Consider the following 20,390-nt stretch of genomic DNA (forward strand, 5'->3'; position numbering starts at 1 on the left):
CCCGATCGGAACCTACCGGCAAGATGCATACACCACCGGACAGATCGTAAAAACCGCCTACATTGGCCCCATGACCGATCTGCCCCCGATCTTCTCCGACTGGTTCGCCTCCAAAGGCTGGTCGATCCATGCCCATCAGCAAGACATGCTGGACGCCGCCGACGCGCCGTCCCTCCTGCTCATCGCCCCAACCGGAGGCGGCAAAACCCTCGCCGGCTTCCTGCCGACCCTCATCGATCTGCATGAGAACCCCGGCGAAGGCCTACACACGCTTTATGTCTCGCCCCTCAAGGCACTCGCCGCCGATATCCGCCGGAACCTGACCACCCCGGTCACAGAGATGGGCCTGCCCATCCGGATCGAGGATCGCACCGGCGACACGTCCTACACCCAAAAACGCCGCCAACGCGCCGATCCCCCCCATATCCTGCTGACAACCCCTGAAAGCCTCGCGCTCCTGACCAGCTACGAGGACGCCCCCCGAATTTTCAAAGGCCTCAAACGCGTCATCGTCGACGAGATCCACGCGCTCGCCGAATCGAAACGCGGCGACCAGCTCATGCTTGCTCTCGCCCGCCTGCAAAGCCTCGAGCCGGGCCTCAAGCGCATCGGTCTCTCCGCCACGGTCGAGGATCCGCAGGCCATCGCCGACCAACTCGCCCATCACCCGGATCCGACCCTGATCGTCAATGCCGATCCCGGCCCTGCCCCCGATATCCAGATGCTCACCACCGAAGAGCTTCCACCCTGGGCGGGCGGTGGCGCAAAATACAGCATTCCATCCGTTCTGAATCAGGTCAAAAAGCACAAAACCACACTCATCTTTCACAACACCCGCGCCCAGGCCGAGATCTTCTTTCACAACCTCTGGCTCGCCAACGAAGACGACCTGCCCATCGGGATCCATCACGGCTCGCTCGCCCGCGAGCAGCGTCAAAAGGTCGAAGCTGCCATGGTCCGGGGCGATCTGCGCGCCATTGTCTGCACCGGCTCGCTCGATCTTGGCATCGACTGGGGCGACGTCGACCTCGTCATCCAGATCGGCGCTCCCAAGAACGTCAAACGCCTCGTCCAGCGCATCGGCCGGGCCAACCACCGCTACAATGCTCCGTCCAAGGCCTTGCTCGTCCCCGCCAACCGCTTCGAGGTAGTCGAATGCGTCGCCGCGCTCGAAGCGGTCAAGGATCACGACCTCGACGGCGATCCCAAAGGCCCCGGCCCCCGCGACGTCCTCTGCCAGCATATCTTGCTCACCGCTTGCGCAGGCCCTTTCGAGGCGGACGCGCTCTACGCCGAGGTCATCACAGTCGGCGCCTACCGCCACCTGACCCGAGACCAGTTCGACGCCTGTCTGGAGTTCTGCGCCACCGGCGGCTACGCACTGCGCGCCTATGACAAATGGAAACGCCTTAAGCAGACGGACGGCCTATGGCATCTGCGCGATCCCCGGGCGGCCCGTAATATCCGCATGAACATGGGAACGATCATGGACACCGATACGCTCAAGGTGCGCCTCAAAAGCCGGGGCGGCGGCAAGCCCCTCGGCGAGGTCGAAGAAGGCTTCGCCGCGACCCTCACCGCGGGCGACACGTTCCTAATCGGCGGCCAGATCGTCCGCTACGAAGGGCTCGACCAGATGACGGTGCAGGTTACGCGCCGCCCATCGGACAAGCCACGTATCGCCACTTTCATGGGCACCAAATTCGCCACATCCACCCAGCTGTCGCACCGCATCCAGCGCATGTTCCAGCAGCCCGACTGGCCCGAATTGCCGCAGCACACCGCCGACTGGCTCGCCCTTCAGCGCGAAGTCTCCAAGCTCCCCGAACCCGACCGCCTCCTGATCGAAAGCTTCCCCTTCGAAGGCCGCGCCCAGACGGTCGTCTACGGTTTCGCAGGCCGCAACGCGATGCAAACGCTCGGCCTTCTCATCACCCAGCGGATGGAAGAGCGGGGGCTCGACCCCCTCGGCTTCGTGACCACCGACTACGCCCTTCTGATCTGGGGGCTGGAGCCGCTCGACGATCCCGAACCGCTTTTCGTAGCCGAGAACCTGCGCGAGGGGCTCGAGACCTGGCTCAAAGGCAATGCCGTGATGAAGCGCACCTTCAAGCAGTCCGCCACCATCGCGGGCCTGATCGAGCGCAACACCCCGCAGGCCCGCAAGACCGGCCGCCAGGCAACCTTCTCCAGCGATATCCTCTACGACACGCTTCAGAAATACGACCCCGACCATCTCCTCCTCGACATCACGCGCGAAGAAGCGACGCGCGGCCTCGTTGACTTCGGCCGGATCGAGGAGATGGCGGCCCGCGTCCAGGGCCGCATCGACCACCTCCATCTCGACCGCGTCACCCCGCTCGCCGCGCCGCTTTTCCTCGAAGCAGGCCGCGTCCCCGTCAAAGGGGCAGGCCAGGAGCGCCTCCTCGAAGAGCATGCCGAACGCCTCATGTCCGCCTCCGGCCTCGACAAGCTCGCGCCCGAACGCGAGCAACCCAAATGGCGGGTCCCCTGGTAATCCCAAAGGGTCCGCGAAACATCCTGTCACTCCTCACATCCAAACAATCCCGCGACGAAATGCACCTGTCGTCGCACTCCCTCTGGACGCAAAAGCTGAGGTCTGGCAAAAGAACATCCCATGAACGGACACATCTTCACCCTCGCAGGCGTCACGCTCACCGCCCTGCCCTCAGGCGCCCTTTGGTGGCCGGAGAAGCGGTTGCTGACCGTTTCCGACCTGCATCTGGGAAAATCCGAACGGATTGCCCGCCGCGGGGGGACCATGCTGCCCCCCTATGAGGTCGACGCAACCCTGCACCGCCTAAGCGAGGATATCGCCCGGACCGATCCGGCCGCCGTCTTGTGTCTTGGCGACAGCTTCGATGACCTAACCGCTGCGGAAAACCTCAGCGAGGCGCATGCCTTGCAGATCACCCGCCTTCAGGCGGGGCGTCAGTGGATCTGGGCCGAAGGCAACCACGATCCCGGTCCCGCGAATTTAGGCGGAACCCATGTTGTCGAGTATCGGGCGGGCCCGCTCACCTTCCGGCACATTGCAACCTCCGAGACCGGGGAAATCTCCGGGCATTATCACCCCAAGGCCGAGATTCGAGGCCAGTCCCGCCCTGCATTCCTCTGCGATATGGACCGGCTCATCATGCCGGCCTACGGCGCCTATACCGGCGGCCTCAGGGCCGATAGCGATACCCTACAACGTCTGATGAAGCCTGCCGCTATCGCGATCCTGACAGGCCACCGGGCGCTCGCGATTCCAATGGTTCGAATGCGCGGCCACGCGGCCTAAAGAACGCCCGCCGCCACCAGATCAGGCCGGTATTTGCGCCCGATCGGAACTTCGCCGCCATCCCGCACATGTAGAACCTCGCGGCTGCCGACCCGTTCGGCGCCCGTGATCGCCCGCCGGGCCACCCAATGGGACCGGTGCGAACAGAACCCCGAGACACCTTCCATCTCGTTCACCGCATCGGAAAACCGCATCCGCACCCGGTGCACCTGCCCGTCATCGCAATGAACCGAAACGAAATGATCCTTGGCGCTGATCCGCAGGATGCGCACATGCTCCGGCAGATCCAGCCGTTGCGCCAGACGCGGCCCTTGCCGAACCGGAGGATCGATCGCGATCCGAAGCATCGTCACGCACAGCGATGATACGAAGACGGCCGTGAACAACGCCCAGTCGGGGAGAGACGACGATCCATCCGACAGTCCAGACGTGCACCAGTTCAACACAGGGAAATAAAGAACCGTGAAAAGGAAGGCCTGGAACAAAACGCCCGCCAGGTTCATCGGACCGGGCGTGATCCGCAGCATCAAAAGCCGCGTCAGAAACCCGAACGGCACCGAAAGCGCGAAGACCAGTGACCAGAACGCCAACCGGTCGACAAGCGACAAAGTAAGGTATGTTCCAAACGGGCCCGACAATCCGACCACGACGCTTGCCGTCAGCCAGGATCCGAAAATCGGAATGGATGTCACATATTTGCGAAACTCCCGAAGAAGGCCTTCGGTCGCTTCGGTTTCAGCTGGCCTCTGGCTATCTGATTTCAGATTCGCTCGACGCACTCTTCAGACCCCCCAGTCTATTCATACAAACCACATTGCAGAAACATGGTTTACGCTTGGACAAATCCAAGCACCTTCATCGCTTTTCTGTTTCACCTTCGTGGAGAAAAGATCGTCGCGACACGTCTTCTCCAAGGCATTTATGTGATGTCCACTCTTGCGCAACCTTGCGCAACCTTGCGCAGAAATGGCCCGAAGCAAAATACTGAACGTACCTTCGGCCTCACATTTTCTTGAAAGATCTTAATGGATTAAGTCAAACCGTTAGACCTTCAGGCTCTGCAAGCCCGTTTGCCCGGCAGCAGGCTGTCACCGTATTGGCCAGAAGACAGGCAATCGTCATCGGCCCAACTCCTCCAGGAACCGGGGTGATCGCGCCGGCCCGTTCTGCGCAGCTCTCGTAATCGACATCGCCGACCAGGCGATCCTCGACCCGGTTGATCCCCACATCGATGACGGTCGCTCCCGGCTTGATCCAGTCTCCCGTTACCATCTTGGGCCGCCCGACCGCGGCGACCACGATATCGGCCCGCCGGACGACCTCCGGCAAATCCTTCGTGCGCGAATGGGCAATCGTGACGGTGCAGCTCTCTCCCAAAAGAAGCTGAGCCATCGGTTTGCCCACGATATTGGACCGACCGATAACGACGGCATCAAGGCCGCTCAGACTGCCGTGATGATCCCGCAGCATCATCAGACAGCCCAGCGGTGTACAGGGCACCATCGCTTTCTGCCCGGTCCCGAGACGCCCGACATTCAGGATATGAAATCCATCGACATCCTTTGCCGGATCGATGGCGTTTATCACCGCCTCCGCATCGATATGAGCGGGCAGCGGGAGCTGAACCAGAATGCCGTGAATCGAAGGATCGGCATTCAGCTCTTCGACGACGGCAAGAAGCTCGCTCTCCGATTTGTCCACCTCCAGCTTGCGCTCCACGCTCTTCATGCCGGCGGCAACAGTCTGCTTGCCCTTGGAGCGGACATAGACTTGGCTCGCCGGATCCTCGCCCACCAGAACAACCGCCAATCCGGGGACGATGCCATGCTCTTCGGACAGCCGTGCAACGTGACCGGCAACCTTCTCCCGAACCGTCGCGGCAAATGCCTTCCCGTCAATCACCGTCGCCGTCATTCGTCGTCCTTCCGTGTCCGTCGCCAAAAGTTAACCGGTTCCTAACGCCAATCTCGCGAAAAGGCACAGCTCGCCGTCTAGTATGCCACTTCTGTTGAGTTATCGAAGAGGGGTGCCGGATTCCACCGACCGGATACCGACGGAATACCGACGCGATACCGATCCTAGAATAATCCCTCGATCTCTCCGCTCTCGTTCAATCCGATCTGCTCTGCGGAGGGGATCCGCGGAAGACCCGGCATCGTCATGATCTCTCCGCAAATCGCGACGACAAACCCCGCTCCAGCACTCAACCGGACCTCCCGGATCGGGACGCCATGCCCTGTCGGCGCGCCTCTCAAACTGGGATCCGTCGAAAAGCTGTACTGCGTTTTTGCCATACAAATCGGCAGGTTACCGTATCCATCCTCTTCCCATTGCCGAAGCTGGTCCCGGATCTTCTTGTCGGCAAGGACTTCGTCAGCCCGATAAATCCGCTTTGCGATCGTATCGATCTTGTCAAAAAGGCTCATCTCGTCAGGATAAAGCGGCGCAAACTGTGCAGCACCGCTATCGGCAAGCTCCGCAACCCGGCTCGCCAGATCCGTGACACCGGCAGATCCTTTTTCCCAATGTTTGCAAAGGATTGCCTCCGATCCTTGCGCTTCTACATAGGCCTTGACGGCGTCGACCTCCGCCTCTGTATCACCAGAGAAATGGTTGATCGCCACGACAACCGGAACCCCGAAGGATTTGACGTTCTCGATATGCCGTCCAAGGTTCGGACACCCAGCCTCCACCGCAGAGACATTCTCCTCACCCAGGTCCTGCTTTGCCACGCCGCCATTCATCTTCATCGCGCGAACGGTGGCAACCAAAACCACAACATCTGGTGCGATACCGGCTTTCCGGCACTTGATGTTCATAAACTTCTCAGCGCCCAGATCCGCGCCGAAACCGGCTTCGGTCACAACATAATCGGCTAGTTTCAGAGCCGTTGTCGTCGCGATCACCGAGTTACAGCCATGCGCGATATTGGCAAATGGTCCGCCATGGACAAAAGCTGGATTGTTTTCAAGCGTTTGCACCAGGTTGGGCTGCATCGCCTGCTGTAGCAGAACGGTCATCGCTCCATCCGCCTTGATATCGCGCGCATAGATCGGCGACCGATCCCGCCGATAGGCCACGATAATATCACCAAGCCGCTTCTGCAGATCCGCCAGATCAGTCGCAAGACACAGGATCGCCATGACCTCGGACGCAACCGTAATATCAAAGCCGGTCTGTCGAGGGAAACCGTTTGCCACACCTCCAAGCGACGTAACAGTATCGCGCAAGGCCCTGTCATTCATGTCCATAACGCGTCGCCACACGACCCGCCGCTCGTCGATTTCCAGGTCGTTGCCCCAATAAATATGATTGTCGATCATGGCACTTAGCAGGTTATGAGCGCTCGTGATCGCATGGAAATCGCCTGTGAAGTGAAGGTTCATTTCTTCCATCGGAACGACTTGCGCGTAGCCTCCGCCAGCCGCGCCCCCCTTCATTCCAAAGCAGGGGCCAAGGGACGCTTCGCGAATACAAATCGCCGCCTTCTTGCCGATCGCATTCAGGCCATCGCCAAGTCCAACGGTTGTCGTGGTCTTACCCTCCCCCGCCGGCGTCGGATTGATAGCGGTGACGAGGATCAGCTTACCATTCGGACGATCCGCAACGCTTTCGATGAAGTCAGCCGAGACCTTGGCCTTGTCATGCCCGAAAGGGACCAAGGCCGCCTCCTCGATACCAAGGCGCTCCCCAATTTCAGCGATGGGCCGCTTCTTGGCGTTCCGGGCGATTTCGATATCGGTGAGGTGGCTCATATGATTGCTTTCAGGTCAGTCGATTTATGGCCATGTTACGCAAACCCACCTGCAGGAAGGCAGCAGGAGCGACCTTTCCAAGTCGTATCGCGGCTTCGATATATTCAAGGCAACGAGGCACGTGCTTTACGGCTTCCAGAGCCTCTGCGCCGGTACATGCAATGTTACGGTGTCTCCGACCGACAGAACGCCCTCCCGCTCCACCCATGCCGTGACACCTCTCCGGCCTTTGGCAGCGGCTTTGAAGGCTGCTCCATAGCCTGGTTGATCCTCGTCGATGACCTTGGCCGGAAGGTGGCAAGGTCGGTTTTCCATATCGACGGTCAAGGTCGCGCCGGATCCGGCCTGAAGCCGTGAGGATGGCGGAATATGAGTAAAATCGGGTATACCTTCGACGACCAGACTTGCGCCGATCCAAGCTGGATCGAAGTCATCCAGACCACTTTCCTTCGCAATTTGGTCGAGCTCCTCTCGGGATACGATAGAGAGCTGCCGAACATTCCGAATTTCGGTTCCCTTGGGATACTGCGTGACAACCCGACTGCAAGACGGCCGGGTCAAACCGCCATGGGCTTCCCCTTCAAGTCCTGAAAAGCGCGCCTCGACTTCTGTCAGCTCTGTCGATCGCAAGGCAGCCTCTCGATCAAGAACACGGCCAAGCCAGGTGAGTTTTCCGATGTAGTCCGTTTTTATAAGAGCGGGCAAAGCATGTCTCCGACGGCCAAGGATACATATCCGACGTGAACGAAAAAAGCCCACCGCACAAGAGCGGTGGGCTTAGATCAATCTCGGTTCTGCAGGAAGCGCCTACGGTGTGGGTTCAGGCTTAAGTGTACCACTGGTATCCTTCGGCTTGCGAGGCTTCGTCTTCGGGATCGCGGTGACCGAGCTGCCGCTCGACGGAGGCGGATCCTCCGCGTCATCCCCAATATTCAGCTTCTCGCCAGCGATCACCTTCTTGATCTCGTCTCCGGTCAGCGTCTCATACTCAAGAAGACCCTGCGCAAGACGCTCGAACTCTTCCGAGCGTTCCTCAATGATCTTGTAGGCGCGATCATATCCATCCTGGATGAAACCGCGGACCTCCTCTTCGATCATCTCTTTCGTCTTCGCCGAAACGGAAAAGCCAGCGGTATTGCCCTGATAGCCCTCATGCGCTTCGGAATAGTCGATGTTGCCGACCTTGTCGGACATGCCCCATCGCATCACCATAGCGCGCGCCAGACTACTTGCTTGTTGGATATCACCGGCAGGACCGCTAGAGACGCTTTCTTCACCATACTTATAAATTTCAGCGGCCTTACCGGCCATAGTCATGGTGATCTTCTCGAGCGCTTCGTCCTTGAACATCTGAAGCTTGTCCATCTCCGGAAGCGAGACGACCATACCTAACGCACCGCCGCGCGGAATAATCGTCGCCTTGTAGACCGGATCAGTCTTGGTCAGCGTCATTCCGACAATCGCGTGCCCAGCCTCATGGTAAGCGGTCTTTTCCTTTTGATCCTGCGTCAGAACCATGGAGCGCCGCTCGGCGCCCATCATCACCTTGTCCTTGGCAGATTCAAAATCGATCATCGTGACAAACCGCCGCCCAACTCGCGCGGCTGCCAAGGCAGCCTCGTTCACGAGGTTGGCCAGATCGGCACCCGAAAAGCCGGGTGTGCCGCGAGCGGTAATGCGCAGATCGACATCGGGACCCAGTGGCACCTTGCGAGCATGCACTGCGAGGATCTTTTCGCGTCCCTTGATGTCCGGATTGGGCACTTGGACCTGACGGTCAAAGCGGCCCGGCCTCAGCAAAGCGGGATCGAGAACGTCCCGGCGGTTCGTGGCCGCGACGATAATGATCCCTTCATTTGCCTCAAATCCGTCCATCTCGACCAGAAGCTGGTTCAGCGTCTGCTCGCGTTCGTCGTTACCGCCGCCATATCCCGCACCACGGGACCGGCCCACGGCGTCAATTTCGTCGATGAAGACAATGCAGGGCGCGTTCTTCTTCGCCTGATCGAACATATCGCGGACGCGCGATGCACCGACACCGACGAACATTTCGACAAAGTCAGAGCCTGAAATGGTGAAGAACGGAACGCCCGCTTCACCCGCAATTGCCCGCGCGAGCAATGTCTTACCGGTCCCGGGAGGACCAACCAGTAGGGCACCTTTTGGGATCTTGCCTCCAAGGCGCGAAAACTTTTGCGGGTTGCGGAGAAATTCGACGATTTCCTCAAGCTCTTCCTTCGCCTCATCAATGCCGGCGACATCATCAAACGTCACGCGCCCGTGCTTTTCGGTCAGCAACTTGGCCCGGCTCTTGCCGAAGCCCATGGCGCCACCACGCCCGCCGCCTTGCATGCGGTTCATGAAGTAAACCCATACGCCGATAAGAAGCAGGAACGGCAGAAGAGACAGGATGAATGTCTGCAGACCAGAGGTCTCTTGGCTCACGACGTTGAGCTCTACCTCGCGCCCTTCAATCAGCTCGGTGACATCCGTCTCGCGGGGTTTGATCGTCTCGTATTCGCGGCTATCGACGCGAAAGCGCACCCTATCGCCATCAAGCGTGATCTCTGCCACATCACCAGCTTCGACTCGCTCGACAAAGTCGGAATAGCTCATCCGGCTGTTCTGAAGCGTTCCTCCACTGCCGCTGAAAACATTGAAAAGCGCCAGCACCAGAAGGAATAGCACGACCCAGAATGCGATATTTCTCGCGTTGCCCAAGGAAAATCTCCTGAAAAAGAACGGCACTGCCTACGACATCGTTGGCACTACATCATTAAGATAGAGAATGCAGCGCTTTCTTCAATGTGAAAGCAGATGCGATGCAAAGTCCGGCTCGCAAATCGCGTCCCATCCGTTGTCAAAGCCTGCAAGGGGAGCCGCAACGAGTTCGTGGTCTTTCCAGATTCCGAGCGTACCTTCCAGAACTTCGCGCGGAACACCGCTTTGCCGCCAATCGCACTGCATCAGACCGTCTCCGCCAAGCGAACCAACGAAATATTGGTCTTCGTTGCGAAGCGATGATGGCTTCAATATCCTCCACCGGCCATCCCAAACGTTCGTCTCTCCATGCTTCAGAGCGACACGCGGACCAGTTGCAGCGGGCTCCCGCGTAACGATAAGGCCGTCCCGCCCTTTGATCGGGGGCAGCAGAAGGCATCCCCCCAGCGTTGTGCTTCTTCCACCTCTCACCGTCTCCACGGCTGCGAGAAGAGCCTCGAGACGCGGACGATAAGTGTTTCGTCCGATCCACCGGATAGCCTCGGACAGGATCCGTCTAGCTGTCTCTCCCCGATCCAAGCTAATGACCGTATCGGGAATAAAAAGCGCCCCTGAACGCAGTTCGATTTCTGCTATTGCCAGATCGAACGCGACTGATCCAAGGGTCTGCCGGGCAAGATGCATGTGTTCCGCTGTTTGGGTTAGGCGGTCCACCGTCAGTCCGAGCTCATCCAGATGGACTAGCATTTCCCGCGCTTTCACCCGATCAAAGCGCTTGTCCTCATTACTGGGATCGTCGGCCCAGGGAATCGACTGAGCTTCAAGCCACGTCCTCAAGTCTTCTCTGCGAGTATTCAAAAGAGGTCGCCCCAGTTTGAGACCACCATTTACAGAGAGCATGTTCATCCCGGCCAGCCCGTCCACGCCCGAGCCCCGTGCGAGCCGCATCAAGACGGTTTCTGCCTGATCGTCTTTCGTATGACCCAGGAGGACAGTCCCAACATTGTTCTGCGACGCCCAGTCCCCAATCAGCTGCTTTCTCGCATCACGTGCCCTCGCCTGCAGATTGCCACGACCATCCCAGGACCAGGCCACAACATCGTGAGGTACTTCCAACCGCGCCGAAGCCTCGGCGGCAAGCGCAATCTCCTGTACCGCCCCAGACCTCAAACCATGGTTAACGGTCACCGTTTTCAAGGCAACCGACCTCTCGCGAGCCCACTTGGCAGTCAGGTATAAGAGCGCAATTGAGTCAGAGCCGCCCGAGACGGCAATGCCCACAGCGCCCGCGCGATCATCGACGAGCCGGCTTAATTCCGCGCCAACACTCTGCTCGAGCGTCACTGACAGTTCAGCGACGCCATTGCTGCTTGAGCCTCGCCAACCTGCGCGTTGCCGGGAAACCGAACTTCGACCTCGGCCAAGGTCGTGCAGGCATCCTGAATCTGACCGATCGCGCCAAGCGAGGTCCCGAGCTTTGCTAAGGCCTCTGGCGCGAACTCGCCGTCTGTGTCGCCTGAAAACGCATCAAGATAGGCACGGGCGGCGTCAGTCATCTGCCCGAGCTCTTCCAAAGAGCGCCCTTTTAGAAGATGCGCCTCCGATGTCAGAGGGCCGCCGGGGTAATTTTCGGCAAAGGTCCCGAACCGTTCGGCCGCCACTTGATATTCCGCGGCATCAAAAGCTTCTTTGGCCAAGTCAAATTCACCACGCTCGCCTGCCGCCAATCCGGTATCAGAGCTGGTGGGTGGCAGCGCCGCAGGAGGAGGCGCCTGCGCGACTTCCCCTCCTAGTGACGGTGTATCGCCAAGAGTGGAGATGTCGCAGTCTGTCTCGAGTTCGCAAAGCCGAAACTCGAGATTGCCGATCCTGTTTGTGCCGTCCCTGACAACCTGTCCTACCCGAAACTCAAGCTGTTCAGTCTGCGCCGTCAGCCGCTGAACCTCGGCTTCCAGTCCCGAAAGTCGCTCGAGCACCGTCGTTCCTCCGGCCGATGCCCCGGCGCCCTGCGTCGTCGATAGCTCCCGATTAAGCTTCTGGATCTCAACATAGACGACAGAAAGTTCCTGACGGATATCCGCGAGGGTCTGCTCCCGGTCCTGAGCCAGAACCGGAAGCGCCCCGAGAACGAAGGTAGAGGCAAGAAGCAGGCGACGCATCATCTTGTTCCTAACTCACGGCGCCGGTTGAGATAATCGTAACCGCACGCCGGTTCTGGGCATAGCAGGATTCGGTGGAACAGATCTCGACCGGGCGCTCCTTGCCATAGCTGATCGTCCTCAGGCGGGATTGCGGGACGCCCTTTGAGACGAGATATTCCCGAACCGCATTTGCGCGGCGGGCTCCAAGGGCAAGGTTGTATTCGCGCGTGCCCTGCTCGTCGGCATGTCCTTCGACGACGGCGAGGTAGTCTGGGTTTGACATGAGCCATCCAGCCTGACCGTCGAGGGTCGCGCGACCCTCGAGTGTGAGTGTCGACGTGTCGACGGCAAAGAGAACCCGATCCCCAATGGTTTGGCTGAAATATTGCGGGCTGGACGGATCCGACGCACCACCCTGACCCGCGCCAAGAGGAACCCCCTCCCCAAACGCTCCGTTTGGATCGCCTCCTGCGCCGTCCTCTCCGAACCGGTCTGCATTGGTACAGGCGGACAAGGCGAGCCCGACCGCAAAAAGTGAAGCAAGGCGAATAGAAGTCATGATCGTTTCCCTGTCTTTGTCTTTTGCTCTTGTTGACCTCTGTCTAGCACGGCTAGCGAAGCTTGAAAATCACGGTTGAAGCGGCCCCCAGGACGGATCGGAAGCTGGACCCGGCGTGGTGATCCGCTTGAGATTGACGCCCGTGATATCGACTGAATAAAGCGCTGGCTCCCCGGTCGCGCCAAGCGTTTCGCGCGTGAACATCAGAACACGACCATTCGGCGACCACGTTGGCCCCTCATCGAGGGGGGAGGCCGTCAGCAGACGTTCCTCGCTCCCATCGGTGCGCATCACGCCGATAAAGAACCGGCCCTCGCTTTGCTTAGTGAAGGCAATGAGGTCTCCGCGCGGGCTCCAGACCGGAGTGCCATAGCGACCATCGCCAAAGCTGATCCGATTAGGCTCCCCGCCATTCGCGTTCATCACATAAAGCTGCTGCGTTCCCGATCGGTCACTCTCGAAAACGATCTGCTGTCCGTCCGGGCTCAGGCTTGGCGCAGTCTCGATAGACGGAGCCGAGGTCAGCCGCGAACTCTGACCGCTGCCAAGATCCGTGCGGTAAATATCCGTGTTTCCGCCGTTGCTCAGCGAATAGATCACCTGCGTCCCATCCCGCGAGAAGCGTGGGCTGAACGCCATTTCTCCGGGAGCGGTCGGAATCTCGCGGCGTCCGACAGAGGCCACGTCGATCATATTGATCCGAGGGAAGCCGCTTTCGTAACTTGTGTAAAGCACCCGGTCGCCATTCGGCGAAAACCGCGGCGCCAGAACGATCGACGCGCTGTCCGTCAGGAACTGCACATTCGCGCCGTCGTAATCCATGATAGCGAGCCGCTTGCGGCGATCGTCCTTTGGCCCCGCTTCGGAGACAAACACGACGCGGCTGTCGAAATAGGGATCTTCACCTGTGATCCGGGCATAGACCTGATCGGCAACCTTATGGGCAATGCGCCGCCAGCCCTCGGTCGTTCCGACCAGCTGCTGGCCCTCACCCAGTTCAGCGCCCGAGAACACATCATAAAGGCGAAACTTTACGATTATCTGATTTCCGTTCACTGCAACTGCCCCGGTCAGAAGACCGGTCGCATTAATCGCCCGCCAATCTGGATACCGGACGGGGGCGCTGAAAGATGAGACCTGGCTGATGAAAGCTTCCGCCGGGATCTGGCGAAAGAGCCCTGTGCCGACAAGATCCTCGGTAATCACGCGACTGATATCTGCCGCAATGGTCGCGGCATCCGCCGTCTCAGCCTCAAATTGAGGGATCGCCAAAGGAAGCGGTGCGATCCTGCCATCTACGATTCTGATGCAAAGCTTTATATCCGGAGGGCAGTTAGACTGCGCTATGGCGGGCGCTCCGCTACCAAGCGTCATTGTCAGAAGCAGCGCAGAGACCAAAGCCCGCATGCCGTTCGTCACAAACCTTGTCATCGATACCATCTCTGCTCAGCCCTTGTTTTGTCTCCGCGCCATTCGCGCTATCGCAAACGCATCTGGTTCGGATCGAACTCTATCTGCACTCTACTCCACTGATCGTACTTTTCGACAGGAAGGTCGTAGCCCCCCTTTTCGCAGCGAAGAATTGCTACCCGTGCGGCTTCGAATGCGGCGCGGGTTGCCGCGTCGTTTGGTCCGTTGGATGAGGCCATCTCGATATTACTGACCTGACCTGATTGGGTCAGATCGAAGGTGACCGCGACGGTAGTTCGTTGAGCATCGGTGCCAATCGGAAGCGACCAGCAGTCGGAAATCGCAACACGGAAGCCCTCCAACTCGCCAGATGTCAAAGGAGCCCCTGATGGAGCGGGAGCTTCCTCACCCCCCAGAATACCGGCCAACGTGTCATTGATCGTATCCGTGGGCGCATCGGGCACCTCGGTCGGCGCTTCGTCGACAGGCTCGCTCTCGCTGACCTCTTGCGCGGCGGGCGGTTGCGGACGGCGAAGCTGAGGGCGCAGCGATGTGGTCGGGGCCAGCGCAACCTCTTCGTCCTGAATGACCGGTGCATCTTCAGGCTCGTCGGCTTCCGTAACAATCGCAGAGGTCTGCTCTTCTTCGGCAGTCGCCTCCTGCTCTTCCGCGGGTGTCTCGGACGTCTCGGATTCGACCACGGCCTCTTGGGTCTGATCGGCGATCTCCACGTCCGGCTCTGGCGGTGCGACATTCTCGGATGAAATGACATCCGAGGGACGCGGACGCGGGCGGGTGGACGTGCCGACAGCCGTGTTCACCGGCGGAGGCGGAGGCGTAGGTGGCGCAGGTTCCGGCACGGGCTCTGGCTCGGGCGCTGGCGGTGCCGGAGCAGGCTGCTCGGGTGTCGGCGCGGGATCAGCGGCTGGCGGAGGCGTAGCCGCAGCCGGAACCGACGGCTCCGGTGGCGCTTCCACGACAGGCGGCTCTTGGGGAGCCTCTTCCAAAGGAATTTCGGGCGCTACAAGTGACGGCGGAAGCTCTGACGGAACGTTTGGCGCTTCGCGAGAATTCAATGCCGCGAATTCTTCGGAGGATACGACATCGACCTCCGCGATATCAAACGGAAGAGGGTCACTCGAAAGCCCCCATCCAAGAACAAGCCAGCCAAGAAAAATGACATGACCTGATAAGGAAACATATGTGCCGGGTGACACGAGACTACCCTACCCGTTCTCTTCAGCCATCGGGGGATCGCCGATATCCGTAACGAGCCCGATATTGGAAAAGCCGCCTGCATTCAAATCCCCCATGACGGTCGCAAGGCTGTCCCAAGACACCGTCCGGTCAGCTCGAACGAAGACACGGTCGCTTTCCCTTTCGGCGGAAATCGCCGTGAGCCGTGCCACAAGATCGGACGCAGCAACCTCCGTCTCCTGAATAAGGATTTGCCCTTCGGCGGTCAGCGTGATGGTCAATGGCTCTTCATTATCTGTCGGCAAAGCGTTAGCCGCCGTCTCGGGCATGTTCACGGGAACACCGACAGTCAGCAACGGCGCCGCCACCATAAAGATGATGAGAAGAACCAGCATCACGTCGACGAAGGGCGTGACGTTGATCTCGGACATCGGCGGGCTGCGGCGCCCACGGCGACCGCGTCTGCGGCCCCCGCTGTCGCCTTTCTGGATCACTCCTGCTCCCATGTCAGCTATCCAACTGCCGGCTGAGGATGGTGGAGAACTCGTCAGCGAAAGCCTCGTATCCGTTGACGATCCGGTCGCTATCGGCTGTTAGCTTGTTGTAGAAGATCACGGCAGGGATAGCCGCGAGAAGACCCAACCCAGTTGCAAGAAGCGCCTCGGCGATACCCGGAGCGACCACGGCGAGGTTGGTATTCTGCTGTTCGGCGATCTCGATAAAGGCGTTCATGATCCCCCAGACCGTACCAAACAGCCCGACGAAGGGTGCGGTTGATCCCACTGTGGCGAGGACGGGAAGCCCTTTCTGAAGTTTCTCGGCCTGCCGCGCAATTGCGACATCCATGGCCCGGTCGATCCGGGCCTGTGCCCCTGCAATCAGGCCACCATCATTTCGGTGCGATCTGCGCCATTCGAGCATTCCGGCGGCGAAGATCCGCTGGGACTGCCCCTTGGGCTCGGGTCCGATCTCTTCGTAAAGCCCGTCGAGCGGCTCTCCGGACCAGAAGGACCGGTCGAACCGAGCGGCCTCGCGCCGGGCGCGCCGGTATTGCAGCCATTTGTCGACGATAACTGCCCAGCACCAGACCGAGGCCATGACCAGCATAATCATCACAACTTTTACCGTGAGTGTCGCACGCGCAAATAGCGCCCACATCGAAAAATCGACTGCTTCCATCTAACTGCTCTCTTGCCGGCGCGACCTCTTTGACGGGCCGCATTAACGTCTGTTTAGCCGAGAGAGCGTATGAAAGCCAATCACAACGCATGTCGAGACTGAAAATTATGGACTACCCGCCATCAACTTCGTGCGAATATCCGCTGGAAACCGGCTTGGCTTGCCCTCGCTTGTCAGCATCGCAATCGTCACGGTAGAGCGGAAAAGCATGGTTTCGCTCCTGAGAACCGTTTGCTCAACCTCGAGCCGAACGCCTGTGATTTTCACAGGTATTGTCCTTACAAGCAGAACGTCATCGTAAAGGGCTGGCGCGAGATAGTCTGCCTCGACCCGGCGCACGACGAAGACAAGATCTTGATCCGATTTCAACGCTGCCTGATCGATGCCAAGCGACCTGACCCACTCGCTTCGGGCGCGCTCAATGAATTTCAGGTAGTTCGCGTAGTAGACGATCCCTGCGAGGTCAGTATCCTCGTAATAGACGCGAAGCTGAAAGTCGTAGCTCATTGCGGACGTGTCATCCGCGCCTGAAGCCGCAAGGCATGGCTCACGTCGTTCGAAGCCGCAGGCATGACGGGATCATAGGCCGCTCGGATCACACTCGCGATCTCCGGCTTGAGGATCACCCGGTCGCTGCCCACCATTCCCAGAGGAGACGTCTCGAGAAACGCCTTGTCGGACCACAGCAAGATGAGCTGGACAGCTTGGTTAAGAGCAAATGTCTCTGCGGATATGCTTGCCAGACTCTCGTCCATGCGGATCAGGACAAAGCAGGCCCGGATCGCGCCCGCTTCACCAAAGCGGAACACACGATATTGGTTCGCATCGGTCCGGTCGAGTTGGGCAAGCAGATCTGAGAAGCCGAGGATCAGCCGGTCAAGGTTGGGGATCTCCCGCAATTCGGACCAATCCTTGCAGAAGAACATCAAAAGGTTCGCACCAAGTTCCGTATCCACCTCATCAACCGGGTGGCTCGCAAGCTGTGCGATCGCCTCAATTGCGCCCTTGAAGATCGTAAGGGTCGCGTCATCAACACCGAAGATAACGGGTGCAATTGGTCGGCCCCATCTCGCGAAGGCGTACCGCCCATCCCCTCGGACGAACAGCGCTTCAACGTCCTCGGCAGACAACGAAGGCGGCTGATCTTGCGAGGGCAGCGCGGATGTCATTCGAACAAATCCTTGTCACGGACAGGCGCATCGAGGCCAAGATGTCTCCATGCGCGTGGCGCCAATCTGCGCCCGCGCGGCGTTCTTTCAATCAGACCTTCCTGTAGCAGGAACGGCTCGATTACATCTTCGATCGAGTCCCGACTTTCACTCATGGCCGCTGATAGGGTTTCAACCCCGACAGGCCCACCTCCGTAGTTCTCGGCAATGATCCGAAGGTACTTTCGGTCCGCACCATCAAGCCCAAGATCGTCCACACTGAGACGGGTTAAAGCGCCATTGGCCAAAGCTTCGCTGACATGTCCATCCCCCTCGACAATCGCGAAATCGACTACTCGCCGCAGCAGTCGGCCTGCGATACGGGGCGTGCCGCGGGCGCGTCTGGCAATCTCTCGCGCACCTCCATCATCGGCAGATACGCCAAGCAGCGTCGCGCCACGCGATACGATGGCGTGAAGCTCATCGACCGAATAGAACTGCAAACGAGTGGGGATCCCAAAACGGTCGCGTAAGGGCGTCGTCAGAAGGCCCATTCGGGTCGTGGCCCCGATCAGCGTGAAAGGCTGAAGCTCAATCCGAACTGTGCGGGCTGCAGGTCCTTCCCCGATCACCAGATCAAGCTCGAAATCCTCTAGCGCAGGATAAAGCACCTCCTCTACAACCGGATTAAGTCGATGGATCTCATCGATGAACAGGACGTCCCGTGCGTCCAAATTAGTCAGAATTGCCGCAAGATCCCCTGCTTTCGCAAGCACAGGTCCGCTCGTCATCCGAAAATTGACACCAAGCTCCCGGGCGATGATCTGAGCCAGCGTGGTTTTGCCCAGCCCAGGCGGTCCATGGAAAAGCGTATGGTCCATCGCTTCGCCCCTCTGCCGGGCGGATGCGATAAAGATGGCAAGATTGGCTCGCGCTTCTGCCTGACCAATGAACTCGTCCAATCGCTGAGGCCGCAACGCTCGGTCGGCATCTCCGGGCAGGCTGTCCGGGCGCATCGTCGGATCTGGGTCGAGACTCATGCAAAGGTCCTAGCTCTTAGGAGCAAGACGGCGCAAGGCGGCGCGGATGAGGTCCGACGTACCGGCATCGGGCTCTTCCACAAGAACCTCCGCGATCGCGCGGGTGGCATCAGCCGGCGTATAGCCGAGATTGCCGAGAGCCGACAACGCTTCTGCCTGTGCCGCTGCATCGGTCTGGGGCGTTGGGGGCGATGCCGCCTCCACGAGCACGTCGGTGCTTGGATGAGGCGCGGCAGGTCCGGTCGCCATGGCCATGACACCCGGCGCCTTATCCTTGAGCTCATTCACCACTCTTTGCGCCGTCTTCGGACCGACACCCTTCGCGACGGCGATCGAAGACCAGTCTCCAAGCGCGATGGCCTGCCCGACCCCTTCGGGTCCGATCGCCCCTAGAATGGCCATCGATGCCTTCGCCCCGATCCCTTGCACTCCCATCAAAAGCCGATGCCATTCCTTCTCGACAAGGCTCGAAAATCCAAAGAGCTGCAGCAGATCTTCGCGAACTAAAAGATCGGTAAAGAGCGACACTGCCTGCCCGGTTTCAGGAAGAGACATGCGAGTACGGTCAGAGACGTAGACGATATAGCCGACACCGCCGACATCGATCAGGACGTGATCGTCAAAGCGGTAATCGAGCCGCCCACTCAGCCGCCCGATCATCCCGCCGCTTTCCTCAAGGCATCGGTCAATTGGCTATGGCTCGCCCGATGATGCGCGTGACAGATCGCGATCGCCAAAGCATCTGCTTCATCATGGGTTTGCGGTGCAGCGGCGGGAAGCTGAAGCCTAATCATGTGGATGACCTGCCGCTTCTCCGCATGTCCAACTCCGACCACAGTCTTCTTGACGGTATTCGGGGCATACTCGCTCACGGGCAGGCCCGCCTTGGCCGGAACAAGCATCGCAACTCCCCGTGCCTGTCCAAGTTTCAACGTTGCGCGGGCGTCTTTGTTGACGAATGTCTCTTCGACCGCAGCCTCGTCCGGCGCGAACTGCTCTATGACGTCGGCCAGACCATCATGGAGACGCAAAAGCCGGTCCGCCAAAGAGCCTTCACCGGACTTGCAAATACCACTTGCGATAAAAACAAGTCGGCTGCCACCCATCGGCTCGACGATCCCCCATCCCATGGTTCGCAAGCCGGGATCGATCCCGATAATCCGCATGCTCAGCCTCGCTCGTTCTCATTTTTACGAGACGCTAGCACGAAAAGTGAACATTCGAAACCATATAGACAGGATGGCATTGGCTCGAATGCTGAATTGCACGTCGCTTCAGGGAGAAGCGTTGTCGTATTCCTGCCATGCAGAACGTGCATATATTCCATGCAAAAAAAGCTGCTATTCAGGCCTGAATATTTTGTCTAGCGCGGCGTTCTGAAGAGAAATATCGAGCCGCTAGGATAATATAATGACAACACTCACGATGGGCCGCGTATTCCGCTCCGTTCGGACCTGGAACGATCGCCGACTTGCTCGTACCGCATTCGCAAAATTTAGCGATCGCGAGCTTTACGATATCGGACTGAGTGTCACCGACCTCGACATGATCGGTCGCCACTAAAGAAAAACCGCGCCTTCTCAGGCGCGGCTTCATCCATCTTATCGTGGAAAAGATCTAAAGATCTTCGTCGACGATGGCGATCGGGGTGTCTTCTGCTGCAGGTGCTCCGGACAGATACCGGTTCATCTGCGATGCAAGCCACCCTGACACCGGATCCGCATCAAGAACGAAAGCCCCCGCCTTTTCAAAGGCGGTTCCTTCAACAAGCTGGCTGACACGCTGATCGTATCCGGCCTGTCCGTGATGAAAGAGAAGGAACGCTTTGATCATGAACAGGAAGATCGCGAGCCAAACAACACCACGCACCGGAAACCGAAGTGACGTCCGGCGCGGACGAGACATAATAAGCCCATCCTTGCCCACGGCGTGAACA

Annotated in this window: 21 protein-coding genes; 3 read left to right on the forward strand and 18 right to left on the reverse strand. The window is 59.2% G+C overall.

What is annotated here, in order from left to right:
• Positions 1-70 precede the first annotated feature (70 nt).
• Both AAD018_RS16120 and pdeM read left to right on the forward strand, forming a co-directional pair.
• Positions 71-2,518: a ligase-associated DNA damage response DEXH box helicase gene (locus AAD018_RS16120; RefSeq protein WP_367315819.1), complete on the forward strand. Its 2,448-nt coding sequence runs from the start codon at positions 71-73 to the stop codon at positions 2,516-2,518.
• Positions 2,519-2,638: 120 nt separating this feature from the next.
• The gene (gene pdeM, locus AAD018_RS16125) at positions 2,639-3,304 is read left to right on the forward strand and encodes a ligase-associated DNA damage response endonuclease PdeM (RefSeq protein WP_367315818.1); all 666 of its coding nucleotides are present in this window, start codon (positions 2,639-2,641) and stop codon (positions 3,302-3,304) included.
• Here the strand turns inward: pdeM and AAD018_RS16130 are convergent.
• The 17 genes from AAD018_RS16130 to ruvC all read right to left on the reverse strand — a co-directional run bounded on the left by AAD018_RS16130 (position 3,301) and on the right by ruvC (position 19,620).
• Positions 3,301-4,083, reverse strand: coding sequence for a LytTR family DNA-binding domain-containing protein (locus AAD018_RS16130; protein ID WP_367315817.1), 783 nt, complete (start codon positions 4,081-4,083; stop codon positions 3,301-3,303). The two genes, pdeM and AAD018_RS16130, sit on opposite strands and share 4 nt — an antisense overlap.
• Positions 4,084-4,339: 256 nt before the next feature.
• On the reverse strand, positions 4,340-5,218 hold the full coding sequence (gene folD, locus AAD018_RS16135) for a bifunctional methylenetetrahydrofolate dehydrogenase/methenyltetrahydrofolate cyclohydrolase FolD (protein ID WP_367315816.1): 879 nt from the start codon (positions 5,216-5,218) through the stop codon (positions 4,340-4,342).
• Positions 5,219-5,382: 164 nt separating this feature from the next.
• Positions 5,383-7,059 (reverse strand): formate--tetrahydrofolate ligase, encoded by a 1,677-nt coding sequence (locus AAD018_RS16140; RefSeq protein WP_367315815.1) that lies wholly within the window; start codon positions 7,057-7,059, stop codon positions 5,383-5,385.
• A 126-nt stretch (positions 7,060-7,185) separates the two neighbouring features.
• On the reverse strand, positions 7,186-7,764 hold the full coding sequence (locus tag AAD018_RS16145) for an MOSC domain-containing protein (RefSeq protein WP_367315814.1): 579 nt from the start codon (positions 7,762-7,764) through the stop codon (positions 7,186-7,188).
• A 102-nt stretch (positions 7,765-7,866) separates the two neighbouring features.
• Positions 7,867-9,780, reverse strand: coding sequence for an ATP-dependent zinc metalloprotease FtsH (gene ftsH, locus AAD018_RS16150; RefSeq protein ID WP_367315813.1), 1,914 nt, complete (start codon positions 9,778-9,780; stop codon positions 7,867-7,869).
• An 81-nt stretch (positions 9,781-9,861) separates the two neighbouring features.
• Complete coding sequence (gene tilS, locus AAD018_RS16155) at positions 9,862-11,124, reverse strand: tRNA lysidine(34) synthetase TilS (protein ID WP_367315812.1); 1,263 nt, start codon at positions 11,122-11,124, stop codon at positions 9,862-9,864.
• Positions 11,121-11,939 carry a tol-pal system protein YbgF gene (gene ybgF, locus AAD018_RS16160; RefSeq protein ID WP_367315811.1) on the reverse strand — a complete coding sequence of 273 codons (819 nt, stop codon included), beginning with the start codon at positions 11,937-11,939 and terminating at the stop codon, positions 11,121-11,123. The genes tilS and ybgF overlap by 4 nt, the downstream gene beginning before the upstream one ends.
• A 10-nt stretch (positions 11,940-11,949) precedes the next feature.
• Complete coding sequence (gene pal, locus AAD018_RS16165; RefSeq protein WP_367315810.1) at positions 11,950-12,480, reverse strand: peptidoglycan-associated lipoprotein Pal; 531 nt, start codon at positions 12,478-12,480, stop codon at positions 11,950-11,952.
• A 69-nt stretch (positions 12,481-12,549) separates the two neighbouring features.
• Positions 12,550-13,911 (reverse strand): Tol-Pal system beta propeller repeat protein TolB, encoded by a 1,362-nt coding sequence (tolB, locus tag AAD018_RS16170; RefSeq protein ID WP_412005302.1) that lies wholly within the window; start codon positions 13,909-13,911, stop codon positions 12,550-12,552.
• A 47-nt stretch (positions 13,912-13,958) separates the two neighbouring features.
• Positions 13,959-14,711, reverse strand: coding sequence for a hypothetical protein (locus AAD018_RS16175; protein WP_412005303.1), 753 nt, complete (start codon positions 14,709-14,711; stop codon positions 13,959-13,961).
• 405 nt (positions 14,712-15,116) lie between these two features.
• A complete protein-coding gene (gene tolR / locus AAD018_RS16180) occupies positions 15,117-15,593 on the reverse strand; it encodes a protein TolR (protein ID WP_367315808.1) in 477 nt (158 codons plus the stop codon).
• Position 15,594: 1 nt separating this feature from the next.
• Entirely contained in the window at positions 15,595-16,266 is a 672-nt protein-coding gene (gene tolQ / locus AAD018_RS16185) for a protein TolQ (protein ID WP_367315807.1), read from the reverse strand.
• Between the two features lie 105 nt (positions 16,267-16,371).
• Positions 16,372-16,773, reverse strand: coding sequence for a tol-pal system-associated acyl-CoA thioesterase (ybgC, locus tag AAD018_RS16190; protein ID WP_367315806.1), 402 nt, complete (start codon positions 16,771-16,773; stop codon positions 16,372-16,374).
• Positions 16,770-17,435: a hypothetical protein gene (locus tag AAD018_RS16195; RefSeq protein ID WP_367315805.1), complete on the reverse strand. Its 666-nt coding sequence runs from the start codon at positions 17,433-17,435 to the stop codon at positions 16,770-16,772. The genes ybgC and AAD018_RS16195 overlap by 4 nt, the downstream gene beginning before the upstream one ends.
• The gene (gene ruvB / locus AAD018_RS16200; protein ID WP_367315804.1) at positions 17,432-18,454 is read right to left on the reverse strand and encodes a Holliday junction branch migration DNA helicase RuvB; all 1,023 of its coding nucleotides are present in this window, start codon (positions 18,452-18,454) and stop codon (positions 17,432-17,434) included. Before ruvB ends, AAD018_RS16195 begins: the two co-directional genes overlap by 4 nt.
• A 9-nt stretch (positions 18,455-18,463) precedes the next feature.
• Positions 18,464-19,114, reverse strand: coding sequence for a Holliday junction branch migration protein RuvA (gene ruvA / locus AAD018_RS16205; protein ID WP_367315803.1), 651 nt, complete (start codon positions 19,112-19,114; stop codon positions 18,464-18,466).
• A complete protein-coding gene (gene ruvC / locus AAD018_RS16210) occupies positions 19,111-19,620 on the reverse strand; it encodes a crossover junction endodeoxyribonuclease RuvC (RefSeq protein ID WP_367315802.1) in 510 nt (169 codons plus the stop codon). Before ruvC ends, ruvA begins: the two co-directional genes overlap by 4 nt.
• A gap of 244 nt (positions 19,621-19,864) precedes the next feature.
• Here ruvC and AAD018_RS16215 point away from each other — a divergent pair, with 244 nt between their 5' ends.
• Positions 19,865-20,017: a DUF1127 domain-containing protein gene (locus AAD018_RS16215; protein WP_367315801.1), complete on the forward strand. Its 153-nt coding sequence runs from the start codon at positions 19,865-19,867 to the stop codon at positions 20,015-20,017.
• 54 nt (positions 20,018-20,071) lie between these two features.
• Here AAD018_RS16215 and AAD018_RS16220 read toward each other — a convergent pair whose 3' ends face one another.
• Positions 20,072-20,359 carry a hypothetical protein gene (locus tag AAD018_RS16220; protein WP_367315800.1) on the reverse strand — a complete coding sequence of 96 codons (288 nt, stop codon included), beginning with the start codon at positions 20,357-20,359 and terminating at the stop codon, positions 20,072-20,074.
• Positions 20,360-20,390 lie beyond the last annotated feature (31 nt).

The organism is Aestuariibius insulae (assembly GCF_040783535.2).
Lineage (GTDB): Bacteria > Pseudomonadota > Alphaproteobacteria > Rhodobacterales > Rhodobacteraceae > Aestuariibius > Aestuariibius insulae.

Coding starts and splice junctions, on each gene's coding strand:
- ybgF (WP_367315811.1), bottom strand. CDS start 11,939: ATGCGTCGCCTGCTTCTTGCCTCTACCTTCGTTCTCGGGGCGCTTCCG.
- AAD018_RS16220 (WP_367315800.1), bottom strand. CDS start 20,359: ATGTCTCGTCCGCGCCGGACGTCACTTCGGTTTCCGGTGCGTGGTGTT.
- ybgC (WP_367315806.1), bottom strand. CDS start 16,773: ATGAGCTACGACTTTCAGCTTCGCGTCTATTACGAGGATACTGACCTC.
- ruvC (WP_367315802.1), bottom strand. CDS start 19,620: ATGCGGATTATCGGGATCGATCCCGGCTTGCGAACCATGGGATGGGGG.
- tolR (WP_367315808.1), bottom strand. CDS start 15,593: ATGGGAGCAGGAGTGATCCAGAAAGGCGACAGCGGGGGCCGCAGACGC.
- AAD018_RS16195 (WP_367315805.1), bottom strand. CDS start 17,435: ATGACATCCGCGCTGCCCTCGCAAGATCAGCCGCCTTCGTTGTCTGCC.
- AAD018_RS16215 (WP_367315801.1), top strand. CDS start 19,865: ATGACAACACTCACGATGGGCCGCGTATTCCGCTCCGTTCGGACCTGG.
- AAD018_RS16120 (WP_367315819.1), top strand. CDS start 71: ATGACCGATCTGCCCCCGATCTTCTCCGACTGGTTCGCCTCCAAAGGC.
- AAD018_RS16140 (WP_367315815.1), bottom strand. CDS start 7,059: ATGAGCCACCTCACCGATATCGAAATCGCCCGGAACGCCAAGAAGCGG.
- tolQ (WP_367315807.1), bottom strand. CDS start 16,266: ATGGAAGCAGTCGATTTTTCGATGTGGGCGCTATTTGCGCGTGCGACA.
- ruvA (WP_367315803.1), bottom strand. CDS start 19,114: ATGATCGGGCGGCTGAGTGGGCGGCTCGATTACCGCTTTGACGATCAC.
- pdeM (WP_367315818.1), top strand. CDS start 2,639: ATGAACGGACACATCTTCACCCTCGCAGGCGTCACGCTCACCGCCCTG.
- folD (WP_367315816.1), bottom strand. CDS start 5,218: ATGACGGCGACGGTGATTGACGGGAAGGCATTTGCCGCGACGGTTCGG.
- pal (WP_367315810.1), bottom strand. CDS start 12,480: ATGACTTCTATTCGCCTTGCTTCACTTTTTGCGGTCGGGCTCGCCTTG.
- tolB (WP_412005302.1), bottom strand. CDS start 13,911: ATGACAAGGTTTGTGACGAACGGCATGCGGGCTTTGGTCTCTGCGCTG.
- ruvB (WP_367315804.1), bottom strand. CDS start 18,454: ATGAGTCTCGACCCAGATCCGACGATGCGCCCGGACAGCCTGCCCGGA.